Annotated in this window: 14 protein-coding genes; 7 read left to right on the top strand and 7 right to left on the bottom strand. The window is 69.2% G+C overall.

Translation table 11 applies throughout. The annotated features are described in order from the left end of the window. Window positions 1–28: 28 nt before the first annotated feature. The 3 genes from ACCC97_RS16760 (at window position 29) to ACCC97_RS16750 (ending at window position 4,615) form a co-directional block, all read left to right on the top strand. Window positions 29–1,522 (top strand): ABC transporter substrate-binding protein, encoded by a 1,494-nt coding sequence (locus ACCC97_RS16760; RefSeq protein ID WP_413333957.1) that lies wholly within the window; start codon window positions 29–31, stop codon window positions 1,520–1,522. A 214-nt stretch (window positions 1,523–1,736) separates the two neighbouring features. Continuing rightward, window positions 1,737–3,224 (top strand): ABC transporter substrate-binding protein, encoded by a 1,488-nt coding sequence (locus ACCC97_RS16755; protein WP_007836287.1) that lies wholly within the window; start codon window positions 1,737–1,739, stop codon window positions 3,222–3,224. After that, window positions 3,215–4,615 (top strand): amidase, encoded by a 1,401-nt coding sequence (locus tag ACCC97_RS16750; RefSeq protein ID WP_413333955.1) that lies wholly within the window; start codon window positions 3,215–3,217, stop codon window positions 4,613–4,615. Before ACCC97_RS16755 ends, ACCC97_RS16750 begins: the two co-directional genes overlap by 10 nt. Before the next feature lie 9 nt (window positions 4,616–4,624). Here ACCC97_RS16750 and ACCC97_RS16745 read toward each other — a convergent pair whose 3' ends face one another. Then, window positions 4,625–5,251, bottom strand: coding sequence for a YitT family protein (locus ACCC97_RS16745; RefSeq protein WP_413333953.1), 627 nt, complete (start codon window positions 5,249–5,251; stop codon window positions 4,625–4,627). 44 nt (window positions 5,252–5,295) lie between these two features. After that, window positions 5,296–6,156, bottom strand: coding sequence for a LysR family transcriptional regulator (locus ACCC97_RS16740; RefSeq protein WP_007836293.1), 861 nt, complete (start codon window positions 6,154–6,156; stop codon window positions 5,296–5,298). 112 nt (window positions 6,157–6,268) lie between these two features. On the opposite strand from ACCC97_RS16740, the gene ACCC97_RS16735 reads away from it, so the two are divergent. The 3 genes from ACCC97_RS16735 (at window position 6,269) to ACCC97_RS16725 (ending at window position 9,804) form a co-directional block, all read left to right on the top strand. Then, on the top strand, window positions 6,269–6,667 hold the full coding sequence (locus ACCC97_RS16735; protein WP_413333950.1) for a tautomerase family protein: 399 nt from the start codon (window positions 6,269–6,271) through the stop codon (window positions 6,665–6,667). Between the two features lie 45 nt (window positions 6,668–6,712). After that, window positions 6,713–8,071, top strand: coding sequence for a tetratricopeptide repeat protein (locus tag ACCC97_RS16730; RefSeq protein ID WP_413333948.1), 1,359 nt, complete (start codon window positions 6,713–6,715; stop codon window positions 8,069–8,071). 137 nt (window positions 8,072–8,208) lie between these two features. After that, window positions 8,209–9,804 (top strand): N-acyl-D-amino-acid deacylase family protein, encoded by a 1,596-nt coding sequence (locus tag ACCC97_RS16725; protein WP_413333946.1) that lies wholly within the window; start codon window positions 8,209–8,211, stop codon window positions 9,802–9,804. A 10-nt stretch (window positions 9,805–9,814) separates the two neighbouring features. Here the strand turns inward: ACCC97_RS16725 and ACCC97_RS16720 are convergent, their stop codons facing one another. Further along, complete coding sequence (locus ACCC97_RS16720) at window positions 9,815–10,513, bottom strand: histidine phosphatase family protein (RefSeq protein WP_413333944.1); 699 nt, start codon at window positions 10,511–10,513, stop codon at window positions 9,815–9,817. Between the two features lie 41 nt (window positions 10,514–10,554). Between ACCC97_RS16720 and ACCC97_RS16715 the strand changes: the two genes are divergently transcribed. Next, window positions 10,555–11,265: an alpha/beta fold hydrolase gene (locus ACCC97_RS16715; RefSeq protein WP_007836302.1), complete on the top strand. Its 711-nt coding sequence runs from the start codon at window positions 10,555–10,557 to the stop codon at window positions 11,263–11,265. A gap of 14 nt (window positions 11,266–11,279) precedes the next feature. On the opposite strand, the gene pcp is transcribed toward ACCC97_RS16715, so the two are convergent. From pcp to pxpB, 4 genes are read right to left on the bottom strand one after another with little or no spacing between them, the layout of a single operon-like run. Further along, complete coding sequence (gene pcp / locus ACCC97_RS16710) at window positions 11,280–11,942, bottom strand: pyroglutamyl-peptidase I (protein WP_007836304.1); 663 nt, start codon at window positions 11,940–11,942, stop codon at window positions 11,280–11,282. A 25-nt stretch (window positions 11,943–11,967) separates the two neighbouring features. After that, complete coding sequence (pxpA, locus tag ACCC97_RS16705; protein WP_413333942.1) at window positions 11,968–12,708, bottom strand: 5-oxoprolinase subunit PxpA; 741 nt, start codon at window positions 12,706–12,708, stop codon at window positions 11,968–11,970. A 35-nt stretch (window positions 12,709–12,743) separates the two neighbouring features. Next, window positions 12,744–13,742, bottom strand: a complete 999-nt coding sequence (locus tag ACCC97_RS16700; protein WP_413333940.1) for a biotin-dependent carboxyltransferase family protein — start codon at window positions 13,740–13,742, stop codon at window positions 12,744–12,746. Further along, window positions 13,739–14,386, bottom strand: a complete 648-nt coding sequence (pxpB, locus tag ACCC97_RS16695) for a 5-oxoprolinase subunit PxpB (protein WP_413333984.1) — start codon at window positions 14,384–14,386, stop codon at window positions 13,739–13,741. The genes ACCC97_RS16700 and pxpB overlap by 4 nt, the downstream gene beginning before the upstream one ends. Between the last annotated feature and the right edge of the window lie 99 nt (window positions 14,387–14,485).

Here is a 14,485-nt window from a genome sequence, read left to right as displayed (position 1 = left end):
TGCCCCCCTGTTCCGAGGACACCGCTTCATGCTCAAACGACGCACCCTGCTCGCCACCGGCGCCGCAGCCCTGGCCCCGCTCGCAGTGCCGATCGACGCCTTCGCGCAAAAGAAGAAGGACGCGCTGGTGCTCGGTCTCACGCTGGAGCCCACGGGGCTCGACCCCACGGCCAAGGCCGGCGCCGAGATCGCCGAGGTGGTGCTCTACACCGTCTTCGAAACGCTCACCAAGATCAACGCCGACGGCAGCGTCACCCCGCTGCTGGCCGAAAGCTGGGAAATTTCGCCTGACCTGAAAACCTACACCTTCAGGCTCAAGCGCGGCGTGAAGTTCCAGAACGGCGAGCCGTTCGACGCGCAGACCGTCAAGTTCTCGTTCGACCGCGCCGCCGCCGCCAACAGCACCAACAAGGACAAGCGCACCTTCGCCAACATCGCGACGCAGGTAGTCGACGAACACACCGTGGTGCTGATCACGAAGGAGGTCGAGCCCGACCTGCTGTTCCTGCTCGGGCAGGCCTCCGCGATCCAGGTCGAGCCGAAAACGATCGAGACCAACGCCACCAAGCCTGTCGGCACCGGCCCCTACAGGCTAGACACCTGGTCCAAGGGATCGGGCATCGTGCTCGCCAGGTGGGACGGCTGGCGCAATGCCGACACGGTGCAGATCCGCAAGGCCGGCTTCCGCTTCATCTCCGAGCCGGCTGCGCAGACCGCCGCGCTGCTCTCGGGCGACGTCGACCTGTTTCCGCACGCCTCGGTGTCGCGCAGCCTGCCGCAGTTCCAGAACGACAAGCGCTTCCAGGTGGTCTTCAACGCCTCGCGCGGAAAGACCATCCTCGCCATCAACAACAGGCGCAAGCCGCTGGACGACGTGCGCGTGCGCCGCGCGATTTCCGCGGCCATCGACCGCAAGGCGGTGATCGAAGCCGCCGTCGACGGCAGGGGCGTGCCCATCGGCAGCCACTACGTGCCGGGCGCGCCGGGATACGTCGACACCACCGGCATCAACCCCTACAACGTCGAGAAGGCCAAGCAGCTGCTGGCCGAAGCCGGCGTGAAGACGCCGCTCGAACTCGAGCTGGTGCTGCCGCCCCCGCCCTATGCGCGCCAGGGCGGCGAGCTGATCGCCGCGCAACTGGCCAAGGTGGGCATCGTCGCGAAGATCCAGAACGTCGAGTGGGCGCAATGGATCAGCGGCACCTACGGCAACAGGAACTACGACCTCTCGCTGATCCTGCACGTCGAGCCCTTCGACCTCGTGAACTACACCAAGCCCGAGTACTACTGGGGCTACCAGTCGGCGAAGTTCAACGAGATCTTCGACAAGGCGCGCAACGCGGCGCGCCCCGCCGACCGCCTGCGCTACCTCGGCGATGCGCAGCGGCTGCTGGCGGAAGATGCGGCCAATGTCTTCCTGTACCAGCCGCAGTTCATCACCGTCGCCGCGCGCAACCTGCGCGGGCTTTGGAAAGACACGCCGATCTTCGTGAACGACATCGCGGCGCTGTCCTGGGCTTGATCCGGACGGCCTCGCCTACGGGAACGTCCCGAGGAAAAACCGCCTCGCGGACCGCGCGGCGGCGCACCCGCTGCGAGAGAATGACCGGCTGCGCACGTGGCATCTTTCGTGCTGCGTGTCGTGTCTTTCGCGGCGTCGCGCCTCCCTTCGGGGCATGGCACACGCCGGAGCAGTCGTCATTCGAACCTGGCTTGTCTATCCGGAGATCACACGTATGTTGAACCGCCGCACCCTTCTCACCACCGCCGGTGCCACCGTTGCGCTGGCCACCCCGCTCGCCGGCATGGCGCAGGGCCGGAAGGACGCCATCGTGATCGGCATGGCGCTCGAGCCGCCGGGGCTCGACCCGACCACCGGCGCGGCCGCCGCCATCGCCGAGGTCGTGCACTACAACATCCTCGAGACGCTCACCAAGATCAACGCCGACGGCAGCGTCACGCCGCTGCTGGCCGAGAGCTGGGAGGTCTCGCCCGACCTGAAGACCTACACCTTCAAGCTGCGGCGCGGCGTGAAGTACCAGAACGGCGAGCCCTTCAACGCCGCCGCCGTCAAGTTCTCCTTCGACCGCGCCGGCGGCGAGAAGAGCACCAACAAGGACAAGCGCACCTTCGCCAACCTCGCGACGCAGGTGGTGGACGACTACACCGTCGTCGTCATCAACAAGGAGATCGACCCCGACCTGCCCTTCGTGCTGGGCCAGGCCACGGCCGTGATCGTCGAACCCAAGAGCGCCGAGACCAACGCCAGCAAACCGGTCGGCACCGGCCCCTACAAGCTGGACAACTGGGCCAAGGGCTCGTCGCTCACGCTGAGCAAGTGGGAGGGCTTCCGCAGCCCCGCCACCGCGAAGATCAACAAGGTGACGTTCCGCTTCATCTCCGACACGGCCGCGCAAGCCGCCGCCATGCTGTCGGGCGACGTCGACGTGTTCGCGCGCATCGGCACGCGCGTGGTGCCGCAGTTCAAGGCGAACCCGCAGTTCCAGGTCATCCTGGCGGGTTCGCGCGCCAAGACCATCCTGTCGATCAACAACAGGAAGAAGCCGCTCGACGACGTGCGCGTGCGCCGCGCCATCCTTGCGGCCATCGACCGCAAGGCCGTGATCGAAGGCGCGGCCGACGGCTTCGGCGTGCCCATCGGCAGCCACTACGTGCCGGGCGCGGCGGGCTATGTCGACACCACGGGCATCAACCCCTTCGACGTCGAGAAGGCCAAGAAGCTGCTGGCCGAGGCCGGCGTGAAGACGCCGCTCGAACTGACGATGACGCTGCCGCCGCCGCCCTATGCGCGCCAGGGCGGCGAGGTGATCGTGGCCCAGCTCGCCAAGATCGGCATCGTGGTGAAGATTCAGAACGTCGAATGGGCGCAATGGCTCAGCGGCACCTACGGCAACAAGGACTACGACCTGTCGATCATTTCGCACGTCGAGCCCTTCGACCTCAGCAACTATGCCAAGCCGGACTACTACTGGGGCTACCAGTCGAAGGCCTTCAACGCGCTGTTCGACAAGATCAAGTCCACCGGCAATGCGGCCGAGCGCAACAAGCTGCTTGGCGACGCACAGAAGATGCTGGCCACCGACGCGGCCAACGGCTTCCTGTACCAGCCGCAGTTCCCCACTGTCGCGAAGAAGAACGTCAAGGGCATCTGGAAAGAGAACCCGATCTTCGTGAACGACCTGTCGGCACTGTCGTGGGGCTGAGCGACCTGTCCGTCCAGGAGCTTGCCGCTGCCTACCGCAGCCGCGAACTCTCGCCGGTGGAAGTCACGCAGGCCGTGATCGCGCAAGTGGAACGCTGGGAGCCGTACTTGCAGGCCACCTGGCTGTTCCGGCCCGAGGCCGCGCTCGAACAGGCGCGCGCCTCGGAAGCGCGCTGGCAGCGCGGCGATGCGCTCGGACCGCTCGATGGCGTGCCCGCGACCATCAAGGAAAACATCGCCACGCGCGGCGACCCGATGCCAGCCGGCACCGCCGCGGTCGACCTGAAGCCCGCTGCGGCCGACGCGCCGCCAGCCGCGCGCCTCAAGGAAGCCGGTGCGGTGATCGTGAGCAAGACCACCATGCCGGACTACGGCATGCTGTCCTCGGGGCTGTCGAGCTTTCACACACTGGCGCGCAACCCGTGGGACTTGCGCCTGACGCCTGGCGGCTCCAGCGCAGGAGCTGGCGCCGCGGCGGCTGCCGGCTACGGCCCGCTGCACCTGGGCACGGACATCGGCGGGTCGCTGCGCCTGCCCGCGAGCTGGTGCGGCATCTTCACGCTGAAACCGAGCCTGGGGCGCATTCCGATCGACCCACCCTACATGGGCCGCGCCGCTGGGCCGATGACCCGCACGGTGGGCGACGCGGCGCTGATGATGCAGGCGCTGTCCCGGCCCGACGCGCGCGACAGCATGAGCCTGCCGCCGCAGGACATCGCCTGGGCAGGCTTCGACGTGGCACCGGACCATCTGCGCGGCCTGCGCATCGGGCTGCTGCTCGACGCGGGCTGCGGACTGGCGGTCGAGCCCGAGATCCAGGCAGCGGTGGAAAACGCCGCGCGGCTGCTCGAGAAGGCCGGCGCGGTGATCGAGCCGATGCAGCCGTTCATGTCGCAGGCCATGCTCGACGGCATGGACCACTTCTGGCGCATGCGCTCGTTGGTGGACATGAAGGGCCTGCGCGCCGACCAGCGCGCGAAGGTGCTGCCGTACATCCGCGAATGGGCGGAGAGTGCGGCCGAGTTCAGCGGCGAGCATGTGTTCCGCGGCTTCAGCCAGTTCCACGCCACGCGCGTCGCCGCCGTGGCTGCATGCGCGCGCTTCGACTACGTGATTTCGCCCGTGTCGCCGAACATGCCCGCGGCAGCCGAAGCGCCCTCACCCACGAACGATCCCCTGCGTCCGCTGGAGCACATCGGGTTCACGGTGCCGTTCAACATGTCGGAGCAGCCGGCGGCTTCGGTGAACTGCGGTTACTCGGCGAGTGGATTGCCGATCGGGCTGCAGATTGCCGGCCAGCGCTTCGACGACCTCGGGGTGCTGCGCGTGTCGCGCGCCTTCGAGCAGATCCGCGAACCGCAGCGGCCCTGGCCGTTGCCGCCCGGCCGCTGACGGGAAGCGTCAGGTCGCCGCATACCGCCCCGGCTTGTGGTTGATCCAGAGAAAAAGCCCCATCACCACGGCAGCCAGCACCGACCACCCGACCCGCTGCGGCGGAATCACGAACAGGGCGAGCAGCACCACCGTGCAGTCGATGCCGATCTGCACTTTGCCCGCGGGCCAGCCACGCTTTTCCTGCAGGTACAGCGTGAGCACCGTCGCGCCGCCCAGGCTGGCGCGGTGGCGGGCGAGGAACAGGCAGCCGGTGCCCAGCAGCAGGCCGCCGAGCACGGCCGCGAAGGCCGGGTGCAGGGAGTCGATGGACAGGTAGTGCGGCGCCAGGTCGGTCATCACCGAGAGCAATGCGATGGCCGAGAAGGTCTTGACCGTGAACGCGCGGCCCATGTGGCGCCAGGCGAACCAGTAGAACGGCAGGTTGACCAGGAAGAACAGCTTTCCGAAGCTCAGGCCGGTGGCGTAGTGCAGGAGAAACGCGACGCCGGCCGTGCCGCCTGTAAGCAGCCCCGCCTGGCCGAACAGCATCATCGCGATGGCGACGAACAGCGTGCCCGAGAAAATGGCCTGTGCGTCGTCGAAGCGGGTGTGGCGCAGCAGATTTGGCGCAGTTGTGGGAGGTGGCGCATCCATGACAGGGGCTGACGCAAATCCCGCGCCACCCCTGGAGAGATTCTTCACATCAGGTGGGTTGCCAGCATCTCCCTCGCCCGGGTCACGAATGCGGTTTCGCCCTTGCGCCCCGACAGGAGCTGGAAAGCGACACGCGGCAGGGCCGGCAGACCGTGCGGTGCCGCCAGCCGCGTCACGCCGTCGCTGATCGAGGACTCGTTGAGGCAGGCAACGCCCAGCCCCGCGGCCAGCGCGGACTGCAGGCCCGCGACACCCGACGCGACGTGCGCGAGCGCATAGGGCACGCGCCGGCGCCGCAGCAGCGCCACGGTGAACTGATGCAGCGAGCAGGTGTCGGGCAAGGCCAGCAGCCGCACCGGCTCCCCGCGCGCGAGCCGCATGCCCTCAGCGCCGAGCCACACCAGCGATTCGCGCCGCAGCACCGCGCCCCGGGCCTGCGGCGTGGAAGCCCCCGCGATGTTCATCGCAAGGCCCACGTCGAAATCGCCGTGCGCATAGGCCGCCCGCAGCGCATCGCTCTTCAGGATGCTGACGTGCAGCCGCACCTGCGGATAGCTCTCGCCGAGCCGCCCCAGCAGCCGCGTCAGGTCGCCGGGGCGGAAGTAGTCGGTGACCGCGAGGCGTAGCTCGCCCTGCAACGTCTCGCCGTGCAGGTCGCGAAATGCTTCGTCGCTCAGCGCGAGGATGCGCCGCGCATAGCCCAGCAGCCGCACACCCGCCTCGGTGGGGGCCACGCCTGCCTTGCTGCGCGTGAGCAGCGACTGCCCTGCCCGCTCTTCCAACTTGCGGATCTGCTCGCTCACCGACGACTGCGAGAGGAAGACGCGCGGCGCGGCCGCCGTGAGGCTGCCAGCGTCGACGACGGCGGCCAGCGTGCGCAGTTGCTCCAGGTCGAATCCCTGCATGGTCAATCCATCCGTTTATCCGATGTAATTCATCATATCTTCCCGCTTTTCCGATGACCAGAAGGCTCCCACAATCACCCCATCGACAACCCATCCATCCAAGGAGCCAGTCATGCCCCACATCGTCGTCCACCTCTCCGGCCAACCCGACGCCGACCTCACCCGCAAGACCGTCGACGCCCTCGCCGAGCTCACCCAGAGCGTGCTGGGCAAGCAATTGCCAGTGATCGCCATCACCGTGCAGTACATCGCCGCCGACGCCTGGTTCATCGGCGGCCAGTCTTTGGCCTCGCTCGGCAAGTCTGCGTTCCACCTCGACATCAGCGTCACCGACGAGACCAACACCAAGGCCGAGAAGGCGCGCTACCTGCGCGAGGTGCATGCGGCCATGGCGAAGATCCGGCCGGACCTGCACGAGGTGTCGTACATCCACGTGATCGATGCACGCGGCGCGGCCTACGGCTACGGCGGCAAGACGCAGGAGTACCGCCACCAGCAGGCCGGCGTCTGACGACGGATCGTTGAAGCATCGCCGGGGGCATGGCACGATGCCGCCATGCCCCCCGGAAAAACGCTCGCCGACAGCCTCGGCAACCCGCTCACCCTCGACGACCCCGCCAGCCTGCCGCTGGTCGACGACTTCGTCATGGGCTTCATCTCGACAGAGGCTCGCGCCGTCAACCTGATCGCGGTGGCCGGCACCGATGCGAGCCCCATCGTGCAGGCGTACTGCGCGACGCTGTACCTTTTCGCCGAATCGCGTGAGGCCGTCGCCAACGCCCGGCCCTTTCTCGACAAGGCCCGCGCCGGCGCCGCGCGCGCCACCCCGCGCGAGCAGCGATACATCGCGTCCGTCGAAGCCTGGGCCGACGGTGACATCGCCCGCGCCATCGCGCTGCACGCCGAGCAGGCCCGCGAGCATCCGCGCGACCTGGTGTCGGTCAAGCTCGGCCAGTACCACTGCTTCAACACTGGCGACTGCCCAGGCATGCTGCGGCTCGCGCTCGCGGTGCTGCCGCACGCGGCCGACGTGCCCTATGTGCACGGCATGGCGGCCTTCGGCTACGAGCAGTGCCACCTGCTGCGCGAGGCCGAGGCCAGTGCCCGCCATGCCATCGCCATGTGCCGCAAGGAGCCGTGGGCGCACCATGCGCTGGCGCACGTGATGCTCACCGAAGGCCGGCTCGCCGAGGGGCTGGCGTTCATGCAGGGCGTGAGCGACACGTGGAGCGGGCTCAACTCGTTCATGGTCACGCACAACTGGTGGCATGTGGCGCTGTTCCTGATCGACCTGGGCCGCGATGCCGAGGCGCTCGCGGTGTACGACGAGCACGCCTGGGGCGTGGTCAAGGACTACTCGCAGGACCAGATCGGCGCCGTCTCGCTGCTCGCGCGGCTCGAGCTCGCGGGCATCGACGTGGGCGCGCGCTGGAACGACGTGGCGGGCTACCTGCGGCAGCGCCAAGCCGACCACGTGCTGCCCTTTCTCGACCTGCAGTACCTCTACGGCCTCGCGCGCGCCGGCAGGCCCGAGGCCGATGTACTGCTGCGCAACATCGAGGCCTTCGCCCCGGCGGCGCCGGTGTCGACGCGCGCCGCCTGGCAGCGCGTCTGCGTGCCGGCCGCGCACGCGCTGGTGGCGCATGCGCGCGGCGACCTGCCTGCGGCCATCGAAGGGCTGGGCACTGCCCTGCCGCGCATGATCGAGATCGGCGGCAGCCACGCGCAGCGCGACCTGTTCGAGCAGGTGTATCTCGATGCGCTGGTGCGCAGCGGCACGGAGGCTTCACTGTCCGCTGCCCAGGGCATCCTGCAGCAGCAGCTCAATGGCCAGCCCGAGTCGCTGCGCCTGCGCCGGCAGACGGCGGCGGTGTACGAGCGCCTCGGCCTCGGGCAGCTTGCGACGCACGCCTGAGCGCATCTGCGAGCACTGCCCGGCAGCCATGCCTTCAGGTCATGGGGCATGGTGCAAAAGGAATTGGCGATGGCCCGGAGGCGGCTCCTAAACTGGCCGCTCCCTATCGACAAGAAGCCTTCAAGGCACCATCGCCCATGCGCAAGTCTCTCGTCACGCTGGCCGCGCTCTCAGCCCTCGCACCCTTCGCACCCACCCTGCATGCCGCCGACGGAACGCCCGTCGCGCTGGACCTGCTGCTGCGCGGCGGCACCGTCTACACGGGCGACTCCGACACGCCGGTGGTGGGCGATGTCGGCATCGCGGGCGATCGCATCGTGTTCGCGGGCAAGGCGGCGCCGGCGCAGTTCACGGCCAGGCGCGTCATCGATGCCACGGGCATGGTGGTGGCGCCGGGCTTCATCGACGCCCACACGCATGCGGATGCCGACCTGCACTCGAACGATCCGAAGAAGCGGCTGAACATCCCGTTCATCACGCAGGGCGTGACCACCGCGGTGATCGGCAACGATGGCTTCGGCGGCTTCGACATCGCGGCGCAGGCGCAGAAGCTGCGCGCCACGCCGGTAGGCACCAACGTGGCCATGTACGTGGGCTTCGGCCCGGTGCGCATGAGCGAGTTGGGCGAGGCCAACCGGGCACCGACGTCCGAGCAGCTCGAGGCGATGAAGAAGCGTGTGAGCCAGGGCATGTGCGAAGGCGCCCTTGGCCTTTCGACCGGGCTCTTCTACACGCCGCAGAACTTCTCGAAGACCGAGGAGGTCATCGAGCTCGCGAAGGTGGCGGCGCGGCACGGCGGCCTGTACGACAGCCACATCCGCGACGAGTCCATGTACAACATCGGCCTCAAGGGCTCCATCGACGAGGCGATCCGCATCGGCCACGAGGCGAAGCTGCCGGTGCACGTGGCGCACATCAAGGCGCTGGGCGTCGACGTGCAGGGCCAGAGCGGCGACATCATCAAGCGCATCGAGAAGGAACGCGCGGGCGGACTGGACATCACGGCCGACCACTATCCGTGGACCGCGTCGAGCACGCGCTTCTCGGCCGCGCTGCTGCCGCCCTGGGCCAACGAGGGCGGCCGTGCGGCGACGCTGCAGCGCTTCGACGACGCCTCGCAGCAGGAGCGCCTGCGCAAGGACGTGCGCGAGAACCTGCGGCTGCGCGGTGGCCCCGAGGCCATCCTGTTCTCGGCCGGCAGCACGAAGTACGTGGGCAAGACGCTGGCCGACGTGGCCAAGGCATCGAACGCCGATCCAGTGGAAGCCGCCATCGCGGTGCTGCGCGACGGCGACCTGATGATCGCCTCGTTCAACCAGAGCGACGACGACGTACGCGCCTTCATGAAGCGGCCCTGGGTCATGACCTCGTCCGACTCGTCGCTGGGCCATCCGCGCGCCTACGGCACCTTCGCGCGCAAGTACGAGCAGTACGTGGTGAAGGAGCACACGATCTCGCTGGCGCAGTTCATCCGCAGCAGCTCCTCGCTCACGGCCGACACGCTGGGGCTGAAGCAGCGCGGGCACCTGCGCCCGGGCTACTACGCCGACGTGGTGGTGTTCGATCCGACGCGCTATGCGGCGAAAGCCACCTACACGCAGCCAGCGCTGCTGTCGGAGGGCGTCAGCACGGTGCTGGTGAACGGGCAGCTCGCTGTCGACGGCGGCAAACCCACGGGCGTGGGCGCCGGCCAGCCGCTGCTGCGCACGCCGAAGGCCGGCAGCTGCGGCTGAGGGGCCTGCCTCAGTCCTTGTCCTTCAGGTGCCGCGTCTGGTCGTAGGTCGGCTGCGGCGGCAGGTCGGCCAGGTGCCGCGTGTCGGCCCATTCCACGATCTCGATCGCCTCGGGCTCGGCCGGATCGGCGATGCGGATGCGGTTGAAGCCCGCGTTGGGAATGTCGCTGCGGCGCGGCCCGCTCAGGCTCAGGCCCCTGGCGGTGCGCCACACCATGTCGAGCACGCCGCCATGCGTGACGACGATCAGGTGCTGTCCCCTGTGCGCGGCGGCGATGCCGCCCAGCGCCGCGATGATGCGCGCGTGGAACTCGCGCGCCGTCTCGCCCTCGGGCATGGCGTGGTCCTCGCGGAACTCCAGCCATTCTTCCCAGGCGCGCGGATGCAGGTTCTGGATTTCGTCGGAGCGCATGCCTTCGACCACGCCGAAGAACTGCTCGCGCAGCGCCGCCGAGGTCACCACCGGCAGCGACAGCTGCGACGCGGCGGGCGCGGCAGTCTGCTGCGCACGCATCAGGTCGCTGCTGATGACGTGCTGCACCGCGCTCTCGCCGGCCAGGCGCAGGCCGATGCGGCGCGCCTGTTCATGGCCAATGTCGTTGAGCGGGACATCCGCGTGCCCCTGGAAGCGCAGTTCGCGATTCCAGGCGGTTTCGCCATGGCGGATGAGGATCAGGTCGGTGGTGGTGTCGGGCTTGGGCGTTGGCATCGGCGTCCATTTTCCACCGCATTCGCGCAGAATCTCTCTCCATGCCCAATCTCATCCTGCTGCCCGGTCTCGCCTGCGACGAGCGCATCTGGGAAGCCCAGTTGCTCGCACTTCCCCCCGCCTTCGGCGCTCGCGTGAGCGACGCCCAGCGGCACCACGACACCATCGAGGGCATGGCCGCCGCCGTGCTGCGCGACAACGACGGACCGCTGGTGCTGTGCGGCGCCTCGATGGGCGGCATGGTCGCCATGGAAGCGGCCCGCCAGGCGCCCGGGCGCATCGCGGGGCTCGCGCTGCTCGGCACCAGCGCGCGGCCCGAGACGCCCGACATGTCCAGGCTGCGCGCAGGCGCCATCGAATACTTCGAGCGCGGCGAGGTGCGCGACGTGATCGAGCCGAACGTCTACTTCGCCTTCCACCCCGCGCAGGCGGCCGATCAGGTGCTGGTGCAGCGCTATCTCGACATCGTGCTCGGCGCGGGCGCGCAGCAGCTCATCAGCCAGAACCGCGCGGTGATGCGCCGGCCCGATGCCCGGCTGCATCTTGCGTCTGTGCGCGTGCCGGTGCTGCTGGTGTGCGGCGACGATGACCGGCTCGCACCGCCCGAGTGCACGCGCGAGATGGCGGCGCTGCTGCCGCAGGCACAAGTCGCGTGGGTGCCTGACTGCGGCCACATGCTGACGATGGAAAAGCCCAAGTTCGTCAACGCCGCGCTCAACGGCTGGTTGGCGAAGCACTTCCCGGGCACCTGAGCCGCCTCGGCGATTCAGTGCAACTGGCCGCCGGTTTCGGCGATGTCGCGCTTCACCGCGAGCGCGGTGCTCACGGCGATGCGCAGGGCCGCGATCATCGTTTCCAGCGACATGCTCGGCGCCCCCGGAAAGCGCGCCGCCTGCTCGGGCAGGTACGGAATGTGGATGAAGCCGCCGCGCAGCCCCGGCATCGGGTGCATTGCGATGCGGTGCATCAGGCCGTAGAAGATGTGGTTGCAGACGAAGGTGCCGGCGCTGTTCGACACCGAGGCCGGTACGCCGGCCGCGCGCAGTTCGCGCACCATGGCCTTGATCGGCAGCGTCGAGAAGTATGCCGCGGGCGCCCCAGGCACCACGGGCGAGTCGACGGGTTCGCGGCCCTTGTTGTCGGCCACGCGGGCATCGTCGATGTTGATGGCGATGCGCTCCGGCGTCACCTCTGCGCGCCCGCCGGCCTGGCCGACGCACAGCACCAGCTGCGGCTGGAGTTCGTCCATCGCGCTGGCGAGTGCGTCGATGGCCTCGCCGAACACGCAGGGCATCTGGCGCGCATGCACCGTCGCGCGGCCGACCTTCCAGCCGTCGAGCACGCGCACGGCTTCCCACGAGGGGTTGATGGCTTCCCGCTCGAACGGATCGAAACCGGTCAGCAGGACATCGATGGGCTTCGCTGCCACGGCCTGGCGCTCGCGTCCGCGGCCGTCAGGCCAGCGCCCGGACGGCGATGCCTTCCTGCTTCAGCCGTTCGCGGATGCGGCTCGCGAAGGCCAGCGCGTGGGCGCCGTCGCCATGCAGGCAGACGGTCTGCGCATTGACTGGCACGATGCTGCCGTCGATGGCGGTCACCCGGCGGTCGCGCACCAGCGAGAGCGTCTGCGCGATCGACTGCTCCTCGCTCTCGATCAGCGCGCCGGGCTGGCTGCGCGGCACGAGGCTGCCGTCGGGCATGTAGCCGCGGTCGGCGAACACTTCCTCCACGGGCACGAGACCGGCGCGGCGGGCCGCGTCGATCATGTTGCTGCCCGCGAGGCCGAAGAACCTGAGCGATGGATCGAAGCGGCGCACGGCCTCGCACAGCGCCTCGGCGAGCTCGGGCTCCTTCACGGCCTGGTTGTAGAGCTGGCCGTGGGCCTTCACATGCGAGAGCCTGCCGCCCTCGGCCTTCACGATGGCCGCCAGCGCGCCCACCTGGTAGAGCACGTTGGCCACGATCTCCTCGGGCGGCAGGTGCATGGTGCTGCGGCCGAAGTTCTCGCGGTCGGGGAAGCTCGGGTGCGCGCCGATGGCCACGCCGTTGCGCATCGCCCAGCGCACGCACTGCTGCATGGTCTTCGCGTCGCCTGCGTGCCAGCCGCAGGCGATGTTGGCGGAACTCACGAGCGCGAGCAGTGCTTCGTCGTTGCCGGCGCCTTCGCCGAGGTCGGCATTGAGGTCGATTTGCATGGTGGGCTTCCTCTTTTCGCGATTTCCCGCGAAGTCTATGTCGCGCTCGGCCAGCCTGCAGCGGCCAGACCCTGTGCCACCTGCGACAGGTAGCGCTGCTGCGCGGCCCATGCAGCCAGCGCCCTCGGCTGGTCGACCTGCACGAGGCGCAGTTGGCCGTTGAGCGGCGCCTGCGCGAGCTTCCAGAGGTCGGCGCGGATGACCACGCCGATGCGCGGATAGCCGCCTGTGGTCTGCGCATCGCCCATCAGGATGATCGGCTGGCCCGAGGGCGGCACCTGGATCGTGCCGGGAATCACGCCCGACGAGAGCATGTCGCCGCTGTGTTTGCGCTTGAGTTCGGCACCCGCGAGCCGACTGCCCATGCGGTTGCTCTGCGGCGTGATGCGCCAGCGCTCGCCCCACAGCAGCTCGCGCGCGGCCGGCGTGAACAGCTCGAACTCGGGACCGGGCAGCACGCGCAGGACGATGGCACCGTCGTCTTCGTCGGGGCCCCAGTCGGGACCACGCAGGCCGAAGGCACGGCGTTCGCGTTGTGCCGCATCGAGAGAGGAGGCACCCGTCGGGAGCCGGTCGCCCTTGCGCAGCGCACGGCCTTCGAGGCCGCCGAAGCCGGCCTTGAGGTCGGTGCTGCGCGAGCCGAGGACCGGGGGCACGTTGATGCCGCCCGCCACCGCGAGCCAGCTGCGCAGGCCGGTCTTCTTGACGCCGGGCGCGTTGGCACCGGCGAGCCTGAGTGTCTGGCCGGCCGCGACCGGCACGCTCCAGCAGGGCCACAGCGGCACGCCGTCGAGGCTGGCGCCGAAGCCGTCACCGGTGAGGGCGATGCGCGTGGCGGCTTCGAACTGCAGCTCGCAGGCGCCCATCGTGAGTTCGAGGCCCGCCGCACCGTCGGCATTGCCGACGAGCCGGTTGGCCAGCGTGAGCGACAGCATGTCGAGCGCGCCGCCCGGGCAGATGCCCAGCTGGCGATGGCCGTGCCGGCCCAGGTCCTGCACCGAGGCAAGTACGCCGGGCTTGCGTACGGCGATCATGCCTGCACGCTTTCTGCAACGAAGCGCACGCGATCGCCAGGGCGCAGCAAGGTGGGCGGTTCGGCCGCCGGATCGAACAGCTCCAGCGGGGTGCGGCCGATCAGCTGCCAGCCGCCCGGCGACACCAGCGGATAGATGCCGGTCTGCTCGCCGCCGATGCCGACCGAGCGCGCGGGCACGGCGGTGCGCGGCTCGGCCCGGCGCGGCGTGGCCAGTTCGGGCGGCAACCCGCCCATGAAGGCAAAGCCTGGCAGGAAGCCCAGCAGGTAGACGACGTACTCGGCGCCGCTGTGCCGCCGCACCACCTCGGCCGGCGTGAGGCCGGTGTGAGCCGCGACGTCGGCAAGGTCCGGCCCGTGCTCGCCGCCGTAGGCCACCGGGATCTCGACCAGCCGGCCTTCGACGGCACGGCTCGGCAGCCTGGGCCAGGCTTCGAGCACCTGCGCGGTGAGCGTGTCGAGATCGATCACCGTCGGGTCGAATGTGAGCGTGAGGTTGTTCATGCCCGGCAGCGTTTCGCCGACGCCCGGCCATTGCTGCGCCTGCCGGGCCAGCGCCCAGATGCGCTGCTGCTGCACCAGCGTGGCCGGCGCGGGCAGCTCGCACAGCAGCGCTGCATCGCCCAGCAGATGCAGGCGGGGCAAGGGGATGTCGCTCACCTCACGCCGGCCCGCAGTTCAGGCTGGACTTTTCGCGGAACACCGTGGAACCGGCTTTGCCGGGCCACCGGTGTTGCCCCCGGC

The sequence above is a fragment of the Variovorax sp. Varisp85 genome, from assembly GCF_047304045.1.
Classification (GTDB): Bacteria; Pseudomonadota; Gammaproteobacteria; order Burkholderiales; family Burkholderiaceae_C; genus Variovorax.
Note: the sequence above shows the minus strand (reverse complement) of the source record. Positions and strands in the feature narration are given on the sequence as shown.

Coding starts and splice junctions, on each gene's coding strand:
- ACCC97_RS16760 (WP_413333957.1), top strand. CDS start 29: ATGCTCAAACGACGCACCCTGCTCGCCACCGGCGCCGCAGCCCTGGCC.
- ACCC97_RS16755 (WP_007836287.1), top strand. CDS start 1,737: ATGTTGAACCGCCGCACCCTTCTCACCACCGCCGGTGCCACCGTTGCG.
- ACCC97_RS16745 (WP_413333953.1), bottom strand. CDS start 5,251: ATGGATGCGCCACCTCCCACAACTGCGCCAAATCTGCTGCGCCACACC.
- ACCC97_RS16740 (WP_007836293.1), bottom strand. CDS start 6,156: ATGCAGGGATTCGACCTGGAGCAACTGCGCACGCTGGCCGCCGTCGTC.
- ACCC97_RS16735 (WP_413333950.1), top strand. CDS start 6,269: ATGCCCCACATCGTCGTCCACCTCTCCGGCCAACCCGACGCCGACCTC.
- ACCC97_RS16730 (WP_413333948.1), top strand. CDS start 6,713: ATGCCCCCCGGAAAAACGCTCGCCGACAGCCTCGGCAACCCGCTCACC.
- ACCC97_RS16725 (WP_413333946.1), top strand. CDS start 8,209: ATGCGCAAGTCTCTCGTCACGCTGGCCGCGCTCTCAGCCCTCGCACCC.
- ACCC97_RS16720 (WP_413333944.1), bottom strand. CDS start 10,513: ATGCCAACGCCCAAGCCCGACACCACCACCGACCTGATCCTCATCCGC.
- ACCC97_RS16715 (WP_007836302.1), top strand. CDS start 10,555: ATGCCCAATCTCATCCTGCTGCCCGGTCTCGCCTGCGACGAGCGCATC.
- pxpA (WP_413333942.1), bottom strand. CDS start 12,708: ATGCAAATCGACCTCAATGCCGACCTCGGCGAAGGCGCCGGCAACGAC.
- ACCC97_RS16700 (WP_413333940.1), bottom strand. CDS start 13,742: ATGATCGCCGTACGCAAGCCCGGCGTACTTGCCTCGGTGCAGGACCTG.